This window comes from Lysobacterales bacterium, assembly GCA_014946745.1.
In the GTDB taxonomy this organism is placed as follows: Bacteria; Pseudomonadota; Gammaproteobacteria; order Xanthomonadales; family Xanthomonadaceae; genus Aquimonas.
This window is the reverse complement of record JADCRD010000003.1, coordinates 36,160-56,350: the sequence shown is the minus strand read 5'-3', so window position 1 is coordinate 56,350 and position 20,191 is coordinate 36,160. Positions and strand designations below refer to the sequence as shown.

The window sequence follows — 20,191 nt, the reverse complement described above, 5'->3', positions numbered from 1 at the left end:
CGACACGCCGCCGGCAAAAGCGTCAGCAAGCCGATGGGCGGCCCGACGCGCGGTCCGAAGGCACACTACACTTCGCCCCCGGGCGCTGCCGCCCTAGTGTCTACCCACGAACCTGCGCCGTCAGGCGCGCCGGAGTCTTGCCATGGCATGGAAACCCTGGGCCCTGTTCGGGCTTTCGCTGGTCTGTTTCGCTGTTGTGCTGAAGAGCCAGACCGTGCTCATCGCCTTCCCGCTGCTGGCGATCGCGCTGGTCGCCATGGTCTGGGGCACCCTGCTGCTGGTGCAGTCGCGCATCGAAAGCGTGTCGCAAAGCGGCGGTGCCATCGTCGATCCGGTCGAAGTGGCACGCCTGCGGCTCGAAGCCGAAGCCCGCCGCCGCGCCCAGCAAGCCGCGGCCGCGCAGGATTCGCCCTCGGCCTGATCGGGCGAGGGGGCGCCGCCCCTGGGCTCAGCCCGCGGCATCCTCGCGGCATACCGCCGCCAGCAACGGGTCGGCCGCGTCCAGATCAATCCAGCGCGCGCCCTGCAGCGCACCCGCTTCATCGAAGCGCACGCCGTCCACCAGATCGGCGCGCCGCGCTTCGGTGCAGTCGAACATCGCACCGATTCGGCGGGTGGGCTCCCAACGCCCCATCAGAATCACCCCGGCCAGCACCTTGCCCGGCTGCGTGGGATTGCGTTTGAGCTCAGCGCGGTCCACGGCGATCAGGCGGTTCACCTGGGGCACCGCGTACGTCCACGGCCGATACCAGGCCTGTGCCTCGTTCGTCGATACCACTTCGGCCGTGCGCGGCAGCGTGCCGCGCGCGCGCTCCAGCCAGCTGTACTCCGACCACACGGCGTAGCTGAGCATGCCCAGCCCGGCCGCGACCGGCACCAGCCATACCGGCGCTCGCCCGCGCAGCAGCCAGCGCAGGCCGAGCGCCAAGCCGGCGAGGCAGAAGCCGGCGGCGAACACCGCGATCAGTTCGAACAGCATGCGGAGCTCCAGGACAGGCGTGCCCGCAAACAGGGCGCGTGAAGTGTGGCAGGTGACAGCGGCAGCACGCCCGCTGCATCGGCGGAGTGGCTCCGGACAGGCAGCGGCCCGCCCCTGCGAAGGGACGGGCCGCTGCAGTTCACGGATCTTGAGGCCCGCTCAATGGTGCGTGGCCGCACCCGCACCGCGCGGAATGCGGATGCTTTCCACCAGCGCCTGGATGTGCGCGGGCGCCGGCTGGGTCACCGCCAGCACGGCATAGGCGGTGGCGAAGTTCAGCAGAGCGCCGATCGCACCGAAGGCGTAGGGCGCGATGCCGAACATCCAGTTGGCCGGCACGTTCTCCAGCATGTTGGTGCCCGGAATGAAGAACCAGCCCAGGTAGGTGAAGATGTAGAGGCAGGTGGACAGCAGGCCCACCAGCATGCCCGCGATCGCGCCGGTCGAGTTCATGTTCTTCGAGAAGATGCCCATCATGATCGCCGGGAACAGCGAGGACGCCGCGAGGCCAAAGGCCAGGGCCACGGTCTGCGCCGCGAAGCCCGGCGGATTCATGCCCAGCCAGGTGGCCAGCACGATCGCCACCGCCATCGACACGCGCGCCGACATCAGCTCGCCCTTCTCGGTGATGTCCGGCTTCAGCGTGGACTTGATCAGGTCATGGCTGATCGCCGCCGAGATCGCCAGCAGCAGGCCCGCCGCGGTCGACAATGCCGCCGCCAGCGCACCCGCCGCCACCAGGCCCAGCACCCAGCCCGGCAGCTGCGCGATTTCCGGGTTGGCGAGCACGAGGATGTCCTGGTTGAAAGTCACCATCTCGTTGCCTTTCCAGCCGCGCGCTTCGGCCTCGGCTTTGAAGCTCTCGCTGGTGTCGTTGTAGTACTGGATGCGGCCGTCGCCGTTCTTGTCTTCGAACTTCAGCAGCCCGGTCTTCTCCCAGTTGCGCATCCAGTCCGGGCGCTCGTCGAAGGCCACCGACTGCGCGGTCGTGCCCTCCGGGTAGATGGTGGTCATGATGTTGAGCCGCGCCATCGCACCCACTGCCGGTGCGACCGTGTACAGCAGGGCGATGAACACCAGCGCCCAGCCCGCCGACTTGCGGGCATCGGACACCTTGGGCACGGTGAAGAAACGGATGATCACGTGCGGCAGGCCGGCGGTGCCGACCATCAGCGACAGGGTGAACAGCACCATGTTGAGGGTGGAGCCGTGATTGCCGGTGTAGTTGTTGAAGCCCAGCTCCACCAGGATCTGGTCCAGCTTGAGCAGGATCGGCGTGCCGCTGGCGGCGTGCTCGGAGAACAGGCCCAGCTGCGGCAGCGGATTGCCGGTGAGCTGCAGCGAGATGAAGACCGCCGGGATGGTGTAGGCGATGATCAGCACGATGTACTGCGCCACCTGGGTGTAGGTGATGCCCTTCATGCCGCCGAGCACCGCGTACACGAACACCACGGCGGAGGCGATCATCAGGCCGGTATTGGTGTCGACTTCGAGGAAGCGCGAGAAGGCCACGCCTGCGCCGGTCATCTGGCCGATGACATAGGTGATCGACATGATCAGCAGGCTGACCACCGCGACCAGTCGCGCGTTGCGGCTGTAGAAGCGGTCACCGATGAAGTCCGGCACCGTGAAGCGGCCGAACTTTCTCAGGTAGGGCGCCAGAAGCAGCGCCAGCAGCACATAGCCGCCCGTCCATCCCATGAGATAGACCGAGTTGCCGTAGCCGACAAAGGCGATCAGGCCGGCCATCGAGATGAAGCTGGCGGCCGACATCCAGTCGGCGGCCGTGGCCATGCCGTTGACCACAGGGCCAACGCCGCCGCCCGCGGTGTAGAACTCCGAGGTGGAGCCGGCGCGCGCCCAGATCGCAATCGCGATGTAGAGCGCGAACGAGCCGCCGACAAAAAGCAGGTTGATGGTGAATTGGTCCATGGGTCGCGCTCCTTACTGCTCGTCCACGCCGTAGGCGCGGTCGAGTCGGTTCATGTACCCGGTGTAGAAAAAGATCAGCGCGATGAACACGTAGATCGAGCCGTTCTGGGCGAACCAGAAGCCGAGGTCGGCGCCGCCGAACTGGATGCCCGAGATCAGCGGCCGAAGCACGATCCCGAAGCCGATCGAAACGAGCGCCCAGATCGCCATGCAGATGCTGATGATCCGCACATTGGCCTTCCAGTACTCCGCAGGTGACTTGTTGCCTGACATGGGGTGTCTCCCTGGATTCCCTTGACACCCGCCGCGCAGGTCACGCGGCGGGCTCCGTGATGCCTCAGAAGGCGTAGCGCGCCATCAGATCGATGCGGTTCTGGGTGCCGCTGGTGCCACGCTCCAGTTCGCGCTTGGCGGTCGACAGCTCGATGCCGACGTCGAGCTTGGGCGCGGGCGTCCAGAACAGATTGACCCGCGCGCTCGATGCCTCGGCGTTCGCATTCAAGCCAGTGAGCGCGCGGTCGTTGTCGGCCGAGGTGTAGCCCAGGATGAAGTTGGAGCGCAGGCTGCCGGCCCAGACCTGACGCCATGCGGCGTAGGCGGCGACCACGTCGAGCGGATCGATCTCGCCGCGCGCATCGAGCACGCCGTCCTCGAAGAAGTTGAGGCCGAGGTAGCGGCCGATGCCCGAACCCGCCGTCGCCATCAGCCGCAAGTCGTTGGCGCCGAACAGCAGCTTGGCGGTGACGCTGACACCGTAGCCGTTCGCGGATTCCGCACCGGCCGGCGTCTCCAGCCGCAGCTGTCGCGCTATGCCGGCCACCGAGAGCAGGCCCCAATCGCCCTTGCGCATATAGCGCGCGGTGAGGTCGGGCAGGGTGTTCTCATCGGACACGATGCGCGCGCCTCCGCCGAAGGGCAGCAGCGTCGTCTGCGGATTCTCCGCCGACAGCGCCCAGGCGCCGCTCGTGTAGCGCACCTGCGCCTGGCGGTCGAAGATCATGCCCTCGGTGGGGCCGATGAAGTCGGCGGTCTCGGGCAGCGCCGCGAGCTCCATGAAGTTCGTCCACTCCTGGCCCGCCAGCCAGTTGTTGTAGGTGAAGTACGCGCGCCGCAGTACCGGGTTGTAGGTGTTGGTGTTGCGCTCATCGCCACCGGTCGGCACGCCGAAATCGAGTTCGATGCGCGAGGCGAGCTTGTCGCCGTTGTCCAGCACCGTATCGGTCGCGAACCAGAAGCGCGACTGCTTGGCGTGGCTGTCGAACACCGCCGACTCGCCGGGCCCGCCGACGGGAATCGCACCCGGCAGGTAGAAATCGCGCGCCAGGCTGCCGGCCGGCGGGTTGCCATCGCTGTAGTCGGTGTAGGTGCTGTTGACCTTGATGAAGCCGCCATAGCTGAAGCGCGTGCCGGGATTCGCGCCCGGCACGATGCTCACCGACTGCACGGGCGGCGCGGCAGGCGCTGCAGGTGCCGCGGACGCAGCGGGCGCGGCGGCGGGCGCCTGCTGCTTGACCAGCTCACCCACCAGGCGCTCAAGCTCAGCGATGCGCGCTTCGAGCTGGGCTTCGCGTTCGCTCTGCGCCAGCGCCGGTCCCATCGCCAAGAGGCCAGCGATCGCCAGAGCCAATGGCCCGCGTTTGAATGTTTTTTGTTTGAACATAGGGCACTCCCTCCCGAGGATGCGGGGCGAGCATGGCTGCGGCGCGGTGCAGCATTCCATTCCACGTTGGTCTAACTGCGGCCGCTTGGGCTGCGGCAGAGGCAGCGGACCTTCGACCATGGTCGACCGCGACGCCGCGACGCCTCGCGGCGGGGCTAGACTCCTCACCTGCTCGCGCGGGCGCACGGCATCTGTCCGTGGCAGAACAGCCCGAGCGCCACGGCTCAGTCAAGGGAGGAAGCCATGTCCAATGAAGCCAGCAGCGGCCCCATCTACGCCGCGTCCGCCGAGTTCGCCGCCAAGGCCCGCTATCGCCGTGAGGACTACGAGCGCCTCTACCGCGAATCGATCGAGGACAACGTCGGCTTCTGGGGCCGCATGGCCGAGCGCCTCGACTGGTTCAAGAAGCCGACCAAGGTCAAGGACGTCAGCTTCAAGGCCGAGGACCTGCACATTCGCTGGTACGAGGACGGTGAGCTGAACGTCAGCGTCAACTGCCTCGACCGTCATCTGGCCACGCGCGGCGACAAGACCGCGATCCTGTGGGAAGGCGACAGCCCCGACGAATCCGCCCACGTCAGCTACCGCGACCTGCATGCGCGCGTCTGCAAACTCGCGAATGCGCTGCGCAACCTGGGTGTGAAGCGCGGCGACCGCGTCACGCTCTACCTGCCGATGATTCCGGAAGCGGCGGTCGCCATGCTGGCCTGCGCGCGCATCGGCGCGGTGCACTCGATCGTGTTCGGCGGCTTCTCGCCGGATGCGCTGGCCGGACGCATCGCCGACTGCGGCAGCAAGCTCGTGATCACCTCCGACGAGAGCATGCGCGGCGGCAAACACGTGCCGCTCAAGGCCAATGTCGATGCGGCGCTGAAGAACACCGAGACCAACTGCGTCGAGACCGTGATCGTGGTCCGCCGCACCGGCGGCGCCATCGACATGCAGAGCCCGCGCGACCGCTGGTACGACGTGCTGGTCGAAGGCCAGCCCGACACCTGCGAGCCCGAGCGCATGAACGCGGAAGACCCGCTGTTCATCCTCTACACCTCGGGCAGCACGGGCAAACCCAAGGGCGTGCTGCACACCACCGGCGGCTACCTGCTCTACGCCAGCCTGACCCACGAGGCGATCTTCGACGTGCGCGAGGACGACGTATTCTGGTGCACCGCCGACGTCGGCTGGGTCACCGGCCACAGCTATGTCGTCTACGGCCCACTCGCCAACGGCGCCACCAGCCTGATGTTCGAGGGCGTGCCCAACTACCCCAGCGTCAGCCGCTTCTGGGACGTCTGCGACAAGCACCAGGTCACCCTGTTCTACACCGCGCCCACGGCGATCCGCGCGCTGATGCGCGAGGGCGAAGCGCCGGTCAAACGCACTTCGCGCGCCAGCCTGCGCCTGCTGGGTTCAGTGGGTGAACCGATCAACCCCGAGGCCTGGGAGTGGTACTACCGCGTCGTCGGCGACAGCCGCTGCCCGATCGTCGACACCTGGTGGCAGACCGAGACCGGCGGCATCCTCATCACGCCGCTGCCCGGCGCGATCGCGCAGAAGCCCGGTTCGGCCACCCTGCCCTTCTTCGGCGTGCGCCCCGCCATCGTCGACGGCGAGGGCAAGCGGCTGGAGGGCGCGACCGAAGGCAACTTGGTGCTGCTGGACTCCTGGCCCGGCCAGATGCGCACGGTCTACGGCGACCACCAGCGCTTCATCGACACCTACTTCAAGACCTTCCCCGGCACCTATTTCACCGGCGACGGCGCGCGCCGCGACGCGGACGGCTACTACTGGATCACCGGCCGCGTCGACGACGTCATCAACGTCTCCGGCCACCGCATGGGCACGGCCGAAGTCGAAAGCGCGCTGGTCGCGCATCCCAAGGTGGCCGAGGCCGCGGTGGTCGGCTGCCCGCACGACATCAAGGGCCAGGGCATCTATGCCTACGTCACCTTGAACGCCGGCGAGCAGCCCAGCGAAGAGCTGCGCAAAGAGCTGGCGCTGTGGGTGCGCAAGGAGATCGGCCCGATCGCCACGCCCGATTTCATCCAGTGGGCGCCGGGCCTACCGAAGACCCGCTCGGGCAAGATCATGCGTCGCATCCTGCGCAAGATCGCCGAGAACCAGCCCGACCAGCTGGGCGACACATCGACCCTGGCCGACCCCAGCGTGGTCGAAAACCTGGTGCGCGAGCGCTTCCTCAAGTGATCGACTGCCCGCGCAGCGCCGTCGTGGACCGGCCGGGCACTGCCGCGTGGGCACGCCGTCGATGCGTTCAGGGCCGCTGCGGCGCCCGCCGGGTTGCGCAAGCGAGGACACCGCCATGGCCGGTTCCAGCGAAGCCCGCGGCCACATGGACGAATCTGAGCGCCCGGCGCAGGCTTGGGCCGGCGCCCACCCGGAGCACGAGGCCAGCGAACTCATGCGCGACATCCTGATTGCCGACGACCATCCGCTGTTCCGCGACGCCCTGCGCCGCACGGTGGCGCAGATCCTGCCCGACGCGCGTCTGCTCGAAGCCGACTCGGTCGACAGCCTGAGCGAGCTGGCCGCGCGACACCCGCGCGCCGAGCTGCTGCTGCTCGATCTCAACATGCCGGGCGCGCATGGCTTCTCGGCACTGGTGCATCTGCGCGCGGCGTTTCCGACCCTGCCGATCCTGATCGTCTCCGCGCGCGAAGACCCGGCGCTGATGCGCCGCGCGCTGGGTCACGGCGCTTCGGGCTTCATCCCGAAATCGGCCGAGGTCGAACAGATCGGTCGCGCCATCCACGCCGTGCTCGACGGCGACACCTGGCTGCCGCCGGGCATCGGCGGCTCGGGCGTCTCACTGGACCCGGAAGAGGAAGCTCTGGCCGCGCGCATCGCCGAACTCACGCCGCAGCAGTACCGCGTGCTGAGCATGGTCTGCAACGGCCTGCTCAACAAGCAGATCGCCTACGAGTTGAACGTCAGCGAGGCCACCATCAAGGCCCACATGACCGCGATCCTGCGCAAGCTGGGCGCGCACTCGCGCACCCAAGCCGTGCTGCTCGCCGCGAAGCTCACCGTCGACGGCCGCGCAACCGCGGTGCCGGCGGACGACGACGAGTAGGCGCGCGCCTTCCGCATCGGTTGGGTCTTGACCCACCGTCGCGTGACCCACGAGGAATTGCGCTGCCGATAGGCTGGGTCTTGACCCACCGCAATGCGACCGGCAAAGACTCGCGCTGCGCATAGGGTGGGTCTTGACACACCGTCGCGTGACCCGCGAAGACCTGCGCTGTTCATAGGGTGGGTCTTGACCCAACGCCGCGGAACTCTCGCATCACCCAATGCACGCGCAACACCACGCGACGCCGCCCCAACGACACCGTTGCTGGAAGCCGGCTGCTGACGCGTTGACCGTGGCCAGCATCGAGATGGAAAAACTGCGCGTGACCGAAGCAAGCGTTGAGCTCCGGTGGGTCAAGACCCACCCTATGGATTGCTTCGACTGGATCGAACCGACAGCGCTGACCGAGGCAAGCGTTGAGCTTCGGTGGGTCAAGACCCACCCTATGGATCGCTTCGATTGAATTGACCGCGGCCAGCCTTGAGATCGAAGCGATGCGCATGACCGAAGCGAGCGTTGAGCTCCGGTGGGTCAAGACCCACCCTATGCAAGCGCGAAGCCCATAGGGTGGGCCCCGGTCCACCATGAGCTCCGCCCCGCCCCACACTGCAATGCCGCGCTCCCACCGCTGCGATGGAAACACCACGATGAGCCGCGCCACCCCCGCCACCCGCATGCTCGATGCCGCGAAGGTGGCATATCGCCTGCACACCTACGACTACGACCCCGAGGCCACCAACATCGGCCTGCAGGCTGCCTCCGCGCTCGGCATCGAACCCGCGCGCATGCTGAAGACGCTGATGGTCGAACTCGACGGCAAATCCGCCTGCGCCATCCTGCCGGTCGACCACGAGCTGAGCCTGAAGAAGCTCGCCGCAGCGCTGGGCGGCAAGCACGCCGCGATGCTGCCGGTGCCCACCGCCGAACGCATCACCGGCTACCACGTCGGCGGCATCAGCCCCTTCGGCCAGAAGAAGCGCGTGCCCGTGGTGATCGAGCAAACCGCTCTGGCGCACACCACCGTCTACTGCAACGGCGGCCAGCGCGGCCTGCAGCTCGAACTCGACCCGCGCGTGTTCGCGCAGTTGCTGGGCGCGAAGGTGGCGGAGATCGTGGCGGCGGGGTGAGCGCTGCGGACTGAAGTGTTTGAGATCGGCGGCCCGGAAAACCTTGCGTCAATCATCCACGGCACCTCACGAGGGAGCCATCAGGCCGAGCTGCTGGCGGCCCTGCCCTTGCCCGCCACCCTCGGATGCTTCCGACAGCTTGCGTGCTAGCATCGGTCCGAATTCAGACCGGAGCGCTGCCGTGCCTAGCGAGGACATCATCAGCCTCACCGAGTTCAAGAACGACGCGGCCCGATGGATCAAGCGTCTGCAGACTCAGCCGCCCGTCGTGCTGACCCAGAATGGCCGCGGTACCGCCGTGGTCCAGAGCTATGAATCCTGGCGGCAGACGCAGGAAACCCTTGCCATGCTGCAGATCGTGGCCGCAGGCGAAGCCGATATCGGTGCTGGCCGCGTCACCCCGCAGGCGCAGGTGTTCTCCGACCTGCGCCGCGACCTTGAAGCCCGAGCCGCATCGCCGAAATCCCCGCGTCGCACGCGTGGCTGAGCGAACCGTTCTCTGGTCGGATGCTGCGCGCGATGACTTGCGCGCCATCGCCTTCCATATCGCGAACGACAGTCTGGAGAACGCTCTCGAAGTCGTCGACGCTCTGGAACGACGGGCCACGTCGCTGGCTCGCCTGTCGACCCGTGGGCGAATCGTTCCGGAGCTGCGGCGGCTGGCAGGGACGCGGTTTCGCGAGGTGATCGAAGCGCCCTGGCGCATCGTCTATCGCGTCGAAGACACCTCGGTGTTTGTCGTCGCGGTCATCGACAGCCGCCGTGACCTGCAGACCTGGTTGCTGCAGCAGCCAGCACGCTTCAAGGCATCAGGGGCCTGAGCCCACTCGGCATTCTTTGCCGCCGCAGCGCGCTTACCGGCGCGGGTCTGCGCTCGCTGGCGCGAGGTCTCGCGATGGAAACGCCACGATGGGTTAGGCCTCAGCACTGCATAGGGTGGGTCTTGACCCACCGATCCGCGAACACCCACATCACCGCGGGCCGGACGCCGCCGTGCGCGCGACGCGGGGCAAAGGGAAGGGCCCGGACCATCACCTCCGCAAGCATTGAGCTCCGGTGGGTCAAGACCCACCCTATGCGAAGGCGAAGCTCATAGGGTGGGTCTTGACCCACCGTGAGCCCCACCCCGCCTCACACCTTGTTCGCCTCGCGTCCACCGCTGCGGTGGAAACGCCACCACGTGCCGCGCCACCCCCGCCACCCGCATGCTCGATGCCGCGAAGGTGGCATATCGACTGCACACCTACGACTACGACCCCGAGGCCACCAACATCGGCCTGCAGGCAACCGCCGCGCCGGGTATCGAAGCGGCGCGCATGCTGAAGACGCTGATGGTCGAACTCGACGGCAAATCCGCCTGCGCCATCCTGCCGGTCGACCACGAGCTGAGCCTGAAGAAGCTCGCCGCAGCGCTGGGCGGCAAGCACGCCGCGATGCTGCCGGTGCCCACCGCCGAACGCATCACCGGCTACCACGTCGGCGGCATCAGCCCCTTCGGCCAGAAGAAGCGCCTGCCCGTGGTGATCGAGCAAACCGCGCTGGCGCACACCACCGTCTACTGCAACGGCGGCCAGCGCGGCCTGCAGCTCGAACTCGACCCGCGCGTGTTCGCGCAGGTGCTGGGCGCGAAGGTGTCGGAGATCGTGGCGGCCTAGACACATCGCTCACGCGCCCCTCGACGAAACCCGCCAGCCATAACGGCGGACGGCACTTGATCGGCGCGATGGCGCCGACCAGCATCGACGCTTTCCACCCGCTGGAGCGCCCGTGATGCTTCGACACCTGATTTGCCTTGGCCTGCTGGCCGCCGCCCTGCCCGCGTTCGCGGACACCGCGGCCAAGCAGCCGTTCACCATCGAGCGCAGCTGGGAAATCCAGCGCCTCGGCACGCCGACCATCTCGCCCGACGGCAGCCGCATCGTGGCTCCAGTGACGCGCTTCGTGATGGCGGAAGACCGCGGCTACACCGACCTGTGGCTCTGGAACGCCGACGGCAGCGGCGAGCGCCGCTTCACCAGCCACACCAGCGGCGAGAACGCGCCGGTGTTCAGCCCCGACGGCAGGCGCATCGCCTTCGTCGCCCAGCGCGAAGACGACAAGGCCCCGCAGCTGTACGTGATGCCGATCGACGGCGGTGAGGCCACGCGCCTGACCACGCTGGCGACCGGCGTGCAGAGCCCGAAGTGGATCGGCGACGGATCGAAGCTCGCCTTCGTCTCGCGCGTGTTCACCGACCTGCCGCTGGCCGATCAGGGCAAGCGCCTGGACGAGCGCGCCAACAGCAAGATGACCGCGCGCGTGTTCGATGGCTCAGTCACCGCCTGGGACCAGTACCTCGACGAGCGCGAGTTCCACGTCTTCGCCGTGCCTGCCGCCGGCGGTGAAGTGCAGGCCCTGACCCAGCCCACCGGCTTCAGCCTGCCGCGCGCCGCCGTGCAGGGCACCGACGGCCTGTTCGCGCTGTCGCCGGACGGCGCCGAGCTGGCCTTCGTGGCCGACGCCGACCCCGCGCCGAACCGCAGCAACCTCGACGTGTTCACCGTGGCCCTGGGCAGCGAGGCCTCCACCAACCACACCGCCGACAACCCGGCCAACGACGGCAGCCCCGCCTACAGCCCCGACGGCCGTTATCTCAGTTACAGCCAGCAGCGCATCAAGGGCTTCTACGCCGACCGCATGCGCCTGATGCTGCGCGAGCGCCGCAGCGGCAACACCCGCGAGCTGTACCCGGACTTCGACCGCAGCATCAGCGGCGCGCTGTGGGCCGACAACAGCAAGCGCCTCTACGCCTCGATCGACGACGCCGGCACCGAGCGCGTCTACGAGCTGCCGCTCGATGGCGCACCGCGCGCGCTGACGGGTGTGGAATCGGTCGGCTCGCTGGCCCTGTCGAAGTCCGGCCGCCTGGTCGGCCTGCGCCAGACCTTCATCGAGCCGCCGACGCTCGTTTCCATCGACACCCGCCGCGGCAGCACCACCAAGCTCTCGACCATCAACGACGCCCTGCTGGCCGCCACCGACTTTGGCACCTACGAGTCGATCACCTACACCGGCGCCAACGGTGCCGAAATCCAGATGTGGGTGAACTACCCGCCGGGCTTCGACACGACGAAGAAGTACCCCTTCTTCATGCTGATCCACGGCGGCCCGCACAACGCCATCACCAACGGCATGGCCTTCCGCTGGAACGCCCAGGTGTTCGGCAGCTGGGGCTATGTCACCGCCTGGCCGAACTTCCACGGCAGCTCGGGCTTCGGCCAGGCGTTTACCGATTCGATCAACCCCAACTGGGCCGACAAGCCCTACGAGGACGTAATCAAGGCCGCCGAATGGTTCGCCCAGCAGCCGTGGATTGACGCCGAACGCATGGTCGCCGGCGGCGGCAGCTACGGCGGCTACCTCACCAGCCTGATCCTGGGCCGCGAACACCCCTTCCGCGCCCTCGTCGCACACGCCGCGGTCTACAACCTCTACACCCAGTACGCCGCCGACTTCGCCAGCGAGCTGCCGCGCTTCGGCGGCTTCTGGGAAGAGGCCAACCGCGAAATGATCCAGAAGACCTCACCGCACTACCACGCGGCGAACTTCAAGACGCCGACGCTCGTGGTGCACGGCCAGACCGACCTGCGCGTACCGGTGAATCACGGCCAGGAGCTGTATCAGACGCTGTTGATGAAAGGCGTACCGACGCGCTACGTGTACTACCCCAACGAGAACCACTGGATTCTGAAGCCGCAGAACTCGGTGTTCTGGTACCAGCAGGTGAAGCGCTGGTTTGAGGAGCATGGGGGCTTGGGGGAGTAAGGCTGGGGCGGCCCCGCCGGCTGGGTTTTCAGCGGTCGGCGGGGTTGGGCGGTTGATCGGGGCCTTCAAGCCGTAGGTGGCTGTAGCGTATTTGGACGCGGTGAGACCCAAGGCGCGATTGAGTCACCTGGATTGTTCAGGTAGCGTCGGACGCGCTTCTTCGGCGCGCCGAAGGACGCTAAGCGAATTAGGCGACAGTGCTGTGCGCCCGTCTGTTGCAAGCAGCGGAGCTTGAATGTGATTTCAGCGGCGGGGCACAGAAGCGCAACGGTTACACGACAGATTAAGCCTCAGTCTGTCGTCCACTTTTAGTTAGAAGTCGATGCCAGAGATCATGGTAATCCCCACCGAAGAGCCTTCAGGGTTCGCGATCTACTTGGACTTCGCTAAGTCGGAAGGGCGCCCGTCACGCGTCTTTCAATCCATGGCACTGTTGGTAGATACCTTCGCCGCGCTCGACAAGCAGCTGGTTGGTGTCTTTGGCCGGGATGCGGCGACTGAGCTCGTACTCGAAGAGATCACTGCCGGCTCCATAAGATCGAGGCTTCGAAACGTCCTGTCGTCCATACCGGATGGTCCGCTATCCGAGCTCGATGCGAAGAAAATCATCGGGCACTTCCTGGTCAAAGCGAAGTACCGCGTCATCGAGTGGCTTGGCAAAAACGAAAAGATTGAGAGTATCCAGCAGGTTCGAGCGCTTGAGGGCGAGCTGCAGACTTTGGCAGAGCGTACCGGTGTTCGAGAGATTCCAGCGTACGAACCTATCAGCACAGACCAGCTGTTGGAGCATCTAAACCAGTTGCAGATCGCCGTCCATTACCTGGACGAGCGAGACGTTGTGTTCTACGAAAGCCCCATGGGAAAGGTCGAGATTCCGCGAGGTCTCCACATTGACGAAGTGATGATTCGCGAGATTCTAACAAGCGAAATCCTCGCTTCAGAGGATACGCGCATCGTCAAGGTGAAGAAGCCTGACTACCTGGGCAGGTCGAAGTGGGCATTTAAGTACTCAGGCCACTCAATTGAAGCTGCCATTGCAGATCATGATTGGCTTGTTCGCTTTCAGAACGGCGAGGAATCCGTTCGCCCCGGCGATTCTCTGCGAGTTCGCATGCGGCAAGAGGTGTCGTATGGTCACACCGGTGAGGTGGTTCATGTTGTGCACACCGTGCTACACGTCATCGAAGTGGTTCCGCCGACACGGCATACTCAGTCGGAAATCGACTTCTAACCATGCGGCAAAGGGGTCAGGTTCAGTTCTTCCCACATAGTAAAGCAACTTGACTCCATTCCCTGCAAGTTTCGAGAAGCGTTACGAGGTAACGAAAGTGAGCTTTCCTATAGAACTGGCGGCAGAAATCCAGAGCCACAATGGCAAGTTCACTCGCAAACTCACGTTGCACCGCGGGCTTACGGTGCTCCTTGGACCAAACGGAGCCGGCAAGACGCACCTTTTGAGGGGGCTTAAGCAAAGTCTTAGTGAACACATGAACGGCAAACATGTCCGTTTCCTTTCCGCTGGCCGAATGGGGTTGCTGGAACAGTTTAGGTCAGACTACGACGGGCAACGCGGGGGCTCACCGAATTACGATCAAGCAATCTATGGCAGTAAACGTGAGGGAAAGCTTAGGCACAAGATGGAAACCTTAACGGGGGATTTTCAAACCCTTGCAGAGCGCGCTGACATCTTGATAAAAATTCAGGAGAGATTGCGTAAACTCTTCAAGCGTGATGTCCTAATCGACTGGGATGGAGGAAACCTTAGCGTATCGTTTTCTCGATTGGATATCCAAGTTGAGCCGTATTCGTCTGGCCGAGAAGCGTCGGGCCTTATGCAATTGGTTGGAGTATTGGCCGCGCTTTATGATGATGATGTGGGGGCACTTCTTCTGGATGAACCCGAGGTGTCCTTGCATCCTCAGCTGCAGGCTTTTCTTCTAAATGAGATAATTAGCGTTTCGGGGGATCCAGCAGCAGAGAAAAACAAAAAGATTGTAATCATCGCCACACATTCAACAGAGATGATTCAAATTCATAGCCCTGAGGACCTGCTATCGCTAGTCTTTTGCTATGACCTTATGACCGATCCCGTTCAAATTCCGGCCGATGCGGGCGAACTGAAAAACAGAAAGATTCAGAACCTAGTCGCACGCCTCGGTCAAGAACATAAACTATCGCTGTTTTCTAAGCGGCCTCTGTTGGTTGAAGGGCCATCTGACGTAATCATATGTAGCTCGCTTGCGCGCAAGTTAGATATGCACCTGGAGGCTGCTGGATCGCAACTGCTTCCTGTTATCGGTAAAGACCAGATGCCGATCGTTTGCAAGTTGCTGCGTCTTTTGGGAAAGACTCCGGTTTCACTGACAGACGCAGATGGTATTGCAGATGGAGTCGATCTTGTCACCTCCTACCTCAGTGAAAATCCCCTAGCGGATCAACGTGCGATTTCGTCAGGATTTGCGTCCGCAAACCAAATGGCCGGCACGATACACGCTGACTTCTGCAAATTGGTGGACAGCCGATGGGATGAGATTTCTTCACTCGCCGAAGTCCATCCATATTGGATAAACCGGAAGAGTGGTGAAGATACAAAGGCAAAGCGCCGATCTGCTTTCTGTGCGCTTTTCACTACCTCTGACATGGGTTTGTCGAAGCTGGCATCTGATGACGCGTGGACAAGCATGAGGGCTAGACTCATTGCCTTGCTTGACTTGTTGGAGCAGAGTGGTCTTTTCGTTCTTCGCAGAGGCTCAATTGAGTCCTACTACCTTGCGCCTGACAAGTTGAATTCGATTGGTAAGCCAGCTGCTGCCGTAATTGAAGTCGACAGCCTAAATCAGCTTTCGCCTCAAGATGTTTATGCCACCTATTCGGACGTGGCGCGATGCATTAAATATGCTTCAGGGGCGGAAATTATTTGTGAAGCCGATGCGTTGAGAGATCTGTTGCTTTCGGTTGTTGCACCCGCGCACGAGAGATTCAAGAGCGGCGACACATCAACAAGCTTCAATGTGCTGGCCAGAAGCATACTGGGTGAGCGATCGAGAGTATTCGGGTTGGCGGTTGAAGGTGACAAACTTGTCGTTTCCATTGAGAGCGCGATTCTCGAGATTGGAGGTTTTCCTATAGCCCTTGGTAAAGATGATGACGTGCCGAAGCGCATTAATTTCGCCCTTGCACAAAGTACACAGACTAGCTAATAACGGGGTCAGGTTCACTTTCTCCGCAATAGATAGTGAACCCGACCCCATTTCCGCCATTTCCGGCCGCAGATTGTTCCGCTGGCCGGACGAAGTGCGCTGAAACTGCTGGTGATTTTTGGGTTCGTGCGGGTTGGGGCCCGAGTTATAAGACAGATTGGACGTCACTTTGACGTCCACATTGAGTAGACGAAAGATGCCTACCTATTCTGCAGTCCCAGAAGGCGCGATTCGCAAAGTGTGTGAAGCGATCTTCGCGTTCCCTGAACCCGAGATCGTGGAGGCCTATTCATCAATTGGTGAGAAGCTCAGACGATTCACGAACATGGACGAGTTGCTTTCTTACTGTGAGGAAGCGCGCTCTGGTGTGAGAGGCCCACTCATTCATCTTGGCCTGCGCTACCCAGACATGTTTGGGGAAGTTCAGGAGCGCCGCATTGATCTGAAGGGGCCGGGTTTTCCTGCTGGCTCATTCCGGCATGCGCTCTCGGGTTGGGGATTGGTGTGGATCCAACTTCTTGCTCGGGGCACAAGTACGGTCGCGTCCTCCATTAGCGCCAATTCCCAGAAGCGTGCGTTGAAGTGGTTCCCAACAAGCCCAGAGCTCGGGTCGCCGGAGGCCTGGTTTTGGCCCTCCGTTTCACGGCATACAGCCCGAATTTCGCGCGCTCTTCGAGCTTTCGTCTAACTCTGTGTTCAACCGGACCTGCGGGGACATGCTTCGAATGAACCGAACACTCTCGGCCGCGGGCCGGTTAACACGGCGCTAGGTTGTACATGAATGGAGGTTGTAGAGATGGCATGGATGGGTTCCAGGCGTAATCAGTTGCTTCTCGGTGGCAGTGTTGGCGCTCTCGCCGGCGGGCTGTTTGCGCACTTCGCAAGCGTCGAGCAGGCACTTTTGCCTGTCCTCGTAGGATTCGCACTCGGTCAGGTTGTCGCAGTCGTTGCTGCCCTGCTGCTGCAAGCTAACCGTTTGGCAGCATCAGGGAGTCATCGTGGCGGTCCAGCTAACAATTGAGGACGACGTAGCTCTAGTGTTGTTCGGGCTACTCGCATCGGAGCGGCTTGATGCGGTCGTTGAGGTTCCCGAGCGCAACGCGCTCTGGGCCTTGGCGGGCGTACTCGAAAAGCAGCTTGCGGAGCCCTTCCACCCAGAGTATGCGGCGCTGTTGGACCAGGCTCGCACCGCACTGGTAACACGCTATGGCGACTGAGGTCGCAAGGCTGCCTCACGTTTGGGTCAGGCTCATTTCCCCGCAACTGATGGTCAGGCGGATCCCGTTCCCGGCAATCCGAGGGAGGAATACGGAGTTATATTGTTTTTCCACGTGGGTCAGCTTGATTTCATCGCGGAGCTTGGGGTCTAGTCTAGCTTTGTAGCACTGAATAACGGGATCAGGTTCACTTTTCCGTAATGGAAAGTGCCCGTGGCTCAGTTCCGATCGACCCCGTTCCGATCAGACGGCTCGCGCGCCGATGGTCAGGAGAATGATGTGGCAAGACAAGAGCTGTACTCGGATCTTTCTGACCCCCGACTTTTTGATTATCCAAGCCGGCTCCGCATCGCGGCGCGGCCTTACTCTAGTTTAGGTAAGCAAAAATGCGCGCCACTTTGATCGTCAACTCTCCCAATGCGGATCTTGCCGCTCTGGAAGCTGTACTCGGTGAGAGTCGTCTTAAGGAGCATGCCTTGGGTACGGCGCGCCCGAGTGGCCTCATCCGGCGACAATCGATCTGGATGCGTGACTGGGTGGTGTCTGCGGAGCCGCCCACGTCGCCGCTTCAACAAATTGTCTCCTGGTTCGAGGAAAAGCGGCCAGCACTTCTTGCATTGGACCCGGATGTGTCCGTCAAGCTTTCAGCAGTTGCTGACCCGGATGGATTTGCGGTTCCGATCGACTTGGCCGAGCAGCTATTCTTGCAGCGCATTTATCTAACGATAGATCTTCCGCAGGCCGGCGAACCGGCCTAGTTATTCCTGTTTTCGGATTCCGAGAATCCGGAGGCAGGCCTTGTTTTTGCCACATGCGTGGCGTGGTCGTTGGCAGATTTTGGCCCTAAGCCTGCCCGCCGTCATTGGTGTGATCATCCGATAACTGAAGGCGCTTGATGTGTCATCACAAAAACTGTCCCGGCAAGAACGGGGTCAGGTTCACCTTGTTCGCGATAGCGAACGAACCCGACCACGAGTTACGGGATCAGGTTCAGTTTCTCCGTAACGGGAAGTGTACCTGACCCCGTTCCGGCTGCTCCTATCGTTTGGCCGTGCAAGTTAATGGCACACATACGAGCTTTGAGAGTAGGCGTCTAGATCTCGAAGTCAACACCTAAGCAAAACCGGGGTCATAAGCAAAACCGGGGTCGAGTCTTGCTTTGCCACATCTTGGCTCGCACTCTAGTCCAACCCCTCGCGCACCTTCTCTTTGAGAGAGCTATTTGTGCACGCAAGAATTGGAACATCCACTCAGCGTTGGGCCAACGTGCTCATTCTGACGCTCGCTTTCTGTACGAATGCCTCGGCAAGCCTAATGATAGACATTCAGGAGTGCCAGTTTTCACTTCCTGAGGGTTATGCGCTCAGCCTAGGCCAAGATTCAACCGTATCGCACTTCTATTTCTACAATGCGCCGGAGAATGGCACCGTTTCAATCCACAAAGGAACGGGGGATCTGACTTCACTGAAGCAGGAACTCGTAGGCAAACTCAATTACACAGTAGAAGAAGGGAAAACAGCCATTGGCGATTACATGATTTTTCGCTCATCCCAAGGGATTTCCTTGCTAGATGCCGGCGTCGCTCAGATGTTGGGTTGGACACTGAGGTTCCAAGGCGAGACCGTAGGTCTCATTGAAAGCTTCTACAGCGATTGCGAACGATCTAGAGGCAAACGAGGCTAACAAATAACGGGGTCACCATTGCGCCGCCCGTGTCAACAGGGCTGACAAAACTCCTCCCGCTTCCCGGGCTTCTCTCTATTCCTGCTGACCCGCTCTTGGCTTGACCGTCCCCGCCTGTGTTCACGTGTGGCTGCGGCTCTTGGCCGCACCAGTCACCATTTTGGATCTAGGCTCCTTCGGGAGCCCCAGGCATCGCTGCCCCAAACACTCATCGGTTCTGCCCTGGCGTCCATGTGGCCGGTTTTGGCTGCACAGGTAACGTGGTTCGCGCGGTGCGCGTCCAACCCTTCGTTGGCTCGCCGGGCAGGCGGCCCCTGCCTTTGAATCGGGTCCGACGACGCCTGGATCATTCAGATCTGGTGGTTGCAAACCAACCCCATGTTCCGACCTCAGGCGCCGCCGGTGTGCTTAGCCGAACGCCCGCTTCACATCGAAGTGGCCTCCGTCTTTGATCAGGTGGTAGCCGGCGCGTGCCAGCTTGTGGGCCACGGATTTGATCGCCACCGGGCGCGGCTTCTTGCTCGCCTTGCGATCGAACCAGCGGCGGATCTCGGGGCTGAAGCGGATCGCGAAGTTCGCGGCTTCGATCCACGCCCAGCTCAGGTAGCGGTTGCCGCACTTGGCGTTGCCGCTGCCCTTCTTCTTGCCGTTGGAGAGCCGCGTGCTCTCGACCATGCGGCAGTACGAGGCGTAGTCGCCGACGCTTTCGAAGCGTGAGATCTCGCCCGTCTCCAGGAGGATGGTGCTACCGAGCACAACACCGATACCCGGCACGCTGCGCAGCGCTTGCAGTTCGGGCGTGCAACGGATCGACTCCAGCACCCAGCGTTCCATCTGGTCGACCTGGCTGTGCAAACACTGCAACAGCTTGAGTTCTGACAGCACCGCCAGGCGCTCATGAACGTCCATGAACGTGCTCTCGATCGCCTCGCCGGTCAGCTGCCGCAGGTCGTTGGTGCGGATGCCGTGGCCCATACGCCGCGACCACGCACTCTGCAGCGAATTGGTCAGCGTCACGCTCTGGCGAACCAGCAGAAAGCGTCGTCGCAGCAGATCGCGCACGCCGCGTCGCTCACGCGGGTAGATGTAGCCCTCGGGCAGCAGGTTCAGGCGCAGCAGATGGGCAAGATGCCGCGCATCCGTGTGGTCATTGCCATGCTTCAGGCCTGCGTACTGCGGAATCGCGGCCGTGTTCACCAGACGAACATCAACGCCGGCATCCATCAGGCCATCGACCAGCCAGTACCAGTTGTAGGTCGACTCCACCGCCAGCGCCTTCAGCGCATTGAGGAAGGGCCCAAGCGCCTGCAGCACGTGCTCCAAGCTGTTCGGCAAACGTCGCTCGAACACCACTTCGTCCTGCTCGTCGATGACGGACAGCACCCCGTTGTTGGAATGAAGATCAATCGCTGCGTACAGTGTCATCGCCGCCTCCTACTGCTGCTGGACATGAGCCAGCTAGGTTCCGCACCTTGGACTGTCCTGTCAGCAGTCGGGGGCG

At 63.0% G+C, this 20,191-nt stretch carries 19 protein-coding genes; 14 read left to right on the top strand and 5 right to left on the bottom strand.

Going from position 1 to position 20,191, the window contains the following annotated elements; all coding sequences use genetic code 11:
- Positions 1 to 142: 142 nt before the first annotated feature.
- Positions 143 to 421 carry a hypothetical protein gene (locus H4O13_16220; GenBank protein ID MBE5316940.1) on the top strand — a complete coding sequence of 93 codons (279 nt, stop codon included), beginning with the start codon at positions 143 to 145 and terminating at the stop codon, positions 419 to 421.
- Positions 422 to 448: 27 nt separating this feature from the next.
- On the opposite strand, the gene H4O13_16215 is transcribed toward H4O13_16220, so the two are convergent.
- The 4 genes from H4O13_16215 to H4O13_16200 form a co-directional block, all read right to left on the bottom strand.
- Positions 449 to 979, bottom strand: a complete 531-nt coding sequence (locus tag H4O13_16215) for a hypothetical protein (GenBank protein ID MBE5316939.1) — start codon at positions 977 to 979, stop codon at positions 449 to 451.
- A gap of 159 nt (positions 980 to 1,138) precedes the next feature.
- Positions 1,139 to 2,911 (bottom strand): cation acetate symporter, encoded by a 1,773-nt coding sequence (locus tag H4O13_16210; protein MBE5316938.1) that lies wholly within the window; start codon positions 2,909 to 2,911, stop codon positions 1,139 to 1,141.
- A 12-nt stretch (positions 2,912 to 2,923) separates the two neighbouring features.
- Positions 2,924 to 3,184: a DUF4212 domain-containing protein gene (locus H4O13_16205; protein MBE5316937.1), complete on the bottom strand. Its 261-nt coding sequence runs from the start codon at positions 3,182 to 3,184 to the stop codon at positions 2,924 to 2,926.
- A gap of 64 nt (positions 3,185 to 3,248) precedes the next feature.
- Positions 3,249 to 4,508: a porin gene (locus H4O13_16200; GenBank protein MBE5316936.1), complete on the bottom strand. Its 1,260-nt coding sequence runs from the start codon at positions 4,506 to 4,508 to the stop codon at positions 3,249 to 3,251.
- 306 nt (positions 4,509 to 4,814) lie between these two features.
- On the opposite strand from H4O13_16200, the gene acs reads away from it, so the two are divergent.
- The 13 genes from acs (at position 4,815) to H4O13_16135 (ending at position 18,690) form a co-directional block, all read left to right on the top strand.
- Complete coding sequence (gene acs / locus H4O13_16195) at positions 4,815 to 6,773, top strand: acetate--CoA ligase (GenBank protein MBE5316935.1); 1,959 nt, start codon at positions 4,815 to 4,817, stop codon at positions 6,771 to 6,773.
- A 214-nt stretch (positions 6,774 to 6,987) separates the two neighbouring features.
- Positions 6,988 to 7,659, top strand: coding sequence for a response regulator transcription factor (locus H4O13_16190; GenBank protein ID MBE5316934.1), 672 nt, complete (start codon positions 6,988 to 6,990; stop codon positions 7,657 to 7,659).
- 292 nt (positions 7,660 to 7,951) lie between these two features.
- Positions 7,952 to 8,122 (top strand): hypothetical protein, encoded by a 171-nt coding sequence (locus H4O13_16185; GenBank protein MBE5316933.1) that lies wholly within the window; start codon positions 7,952 to 7,954, stop codon positions 8,120 to 8,122.
- Between the two features lie 184 nt (positions 8,123 to 8,306).
- Positions 8,307 to 8,786: a Cys-tRNA(Pro) deacylase gene (gene ybaK / locus H4O13_16180; protein MBE5316932.1), complete on the top strand. Its 480-nt coding sequence runs from the start codon at positions 8,307 to 8,309 to the stop codon at positions 8,784 to 8,786.
- Positions 8,787 to 8,967: 181 nt separating this feature from the next.
- A complete protein-coding gene (locus H4O13_16175; GenBank protein ID MBE5316931.1) occupies positions 8,968 to 9,273 on the top strand; it encodes a type II toxin-antitoxin system Phd/YefM family antitoxin in 306 nt (101 codons plus the stop codon).
- A complete protein-coding gene (locus H4O13_16170; protein ID MBE5316930.1) occupies positions 9,266 to 9,607 on the top strand; it encodes a type II toxin-antitoxin system RelE/ParE family toxin in 342 nt (113 codons plus the stop codon). Before H4O13_16175 ends, H4O13_16170 begins: the two co-directional genes overlap by 8 nt.
- Before the next feature lie 384 nt (positions 9,608 to 9,991).
- Positions 9,992 to 10,441: a Cys-tRNA(Pro) deacylase gene (gene ybaK / locus H4O13_16165; protein ID MBE5316929.1), complete on the top strand. Its 450-nt coding sequence runs from the start codon at positions 9,992 to 9,994 to the stop codon at positions 10,439 to 10,441.
- Positions 10,442 to 10,556: 115 nt separating this feature from the next.
- Complete coding sequence (locus H4O13_16160) at positions 10,557 to 12,590, top strand: S9 family peptidase (protein MBE5316928.1); 2,034 nt, start codon at positions 10,557 to 10,559, stop codon at positions 12,588 to 12,590.
- A gap of 322 nt (positions 12,591 to 12,912) precedes the next feature.
- Positions 12,913 to 13,821 (top strand): hypothetical protein, encoded by a 909-nt coding sequence (locus tag H4O13_16155; protein ID MBE5316927.1) that lies wholly within the window; start codon positions 12,913 to 12,915, stop codon positions 13,819 to 13,821.
- A 97-nt stretch (positions 13,822 to 13,918) separates the two neighbouring features.
- Complete coding sequence (locus H4O13_16150) at positions 13,919 to 15,790, top strand: AAA family ATPase (GenBank protein MBE5316926.1); 1,872 nt, start codon at positions 13,919 to 13,921, stop codon at positions 15,788 to 15,790.
- A gap of 998 nt (positions 15,791 to 16,788) precedes the next feature.
- Positions 16,789 to 17,007: a hypothetical protein gene (locus H4O13_16145; protein MBE5316925.1), complete on the top strand. Its 219-nt coding sequence runs from the start codon at positions 16,789 to 16,791 to the stop codon at positions 17,005 to 17,007.
- A 386-nt stretch (positions 17,008 to 17,393) separates the two neighbouring features.
- Positions 17,394 to 17,765 (top strand): hypothetical protein, encoded by a 372-nt coding sequence (locus H4O13_16140; protein ID MBE5316924.1) that lies wholly within the window; start codon positions 17,394 to 17,396, stop codon positions 17,763 to 17,765.
- A gap of 508 nt (positions 17,766 to 18,273) precedes the next feature.
- Entirely contained in the window at positions 18,274 to 18,690 is a 417-nt protein-coding gene (locus H4O13_16135; protein ID MBE5316923.1) for a hypothetical protein, read from the top strand.
- 408 nt (positions 18,691 to 19,098) lie between these two features.
- Here H4O13_16135 and H4O13_16130 read toward each other — a convergent pair whose 3' ends face one another.
- The gene (locus H4O13_16130) at positions 19,099 to 20,115 is read right to left on the bottom strand and encodes an IS110 family transposase (GenBank protein ID MBE5316922.1); all 1,017 of its coding nucleotides are present in this window, start codon (positions 20,113 to 20,115) and stop codon (positions 19,099 to 19,101) included.
- Positions 20,116 to 20,191: the final 76 nt, after the last annotated feature.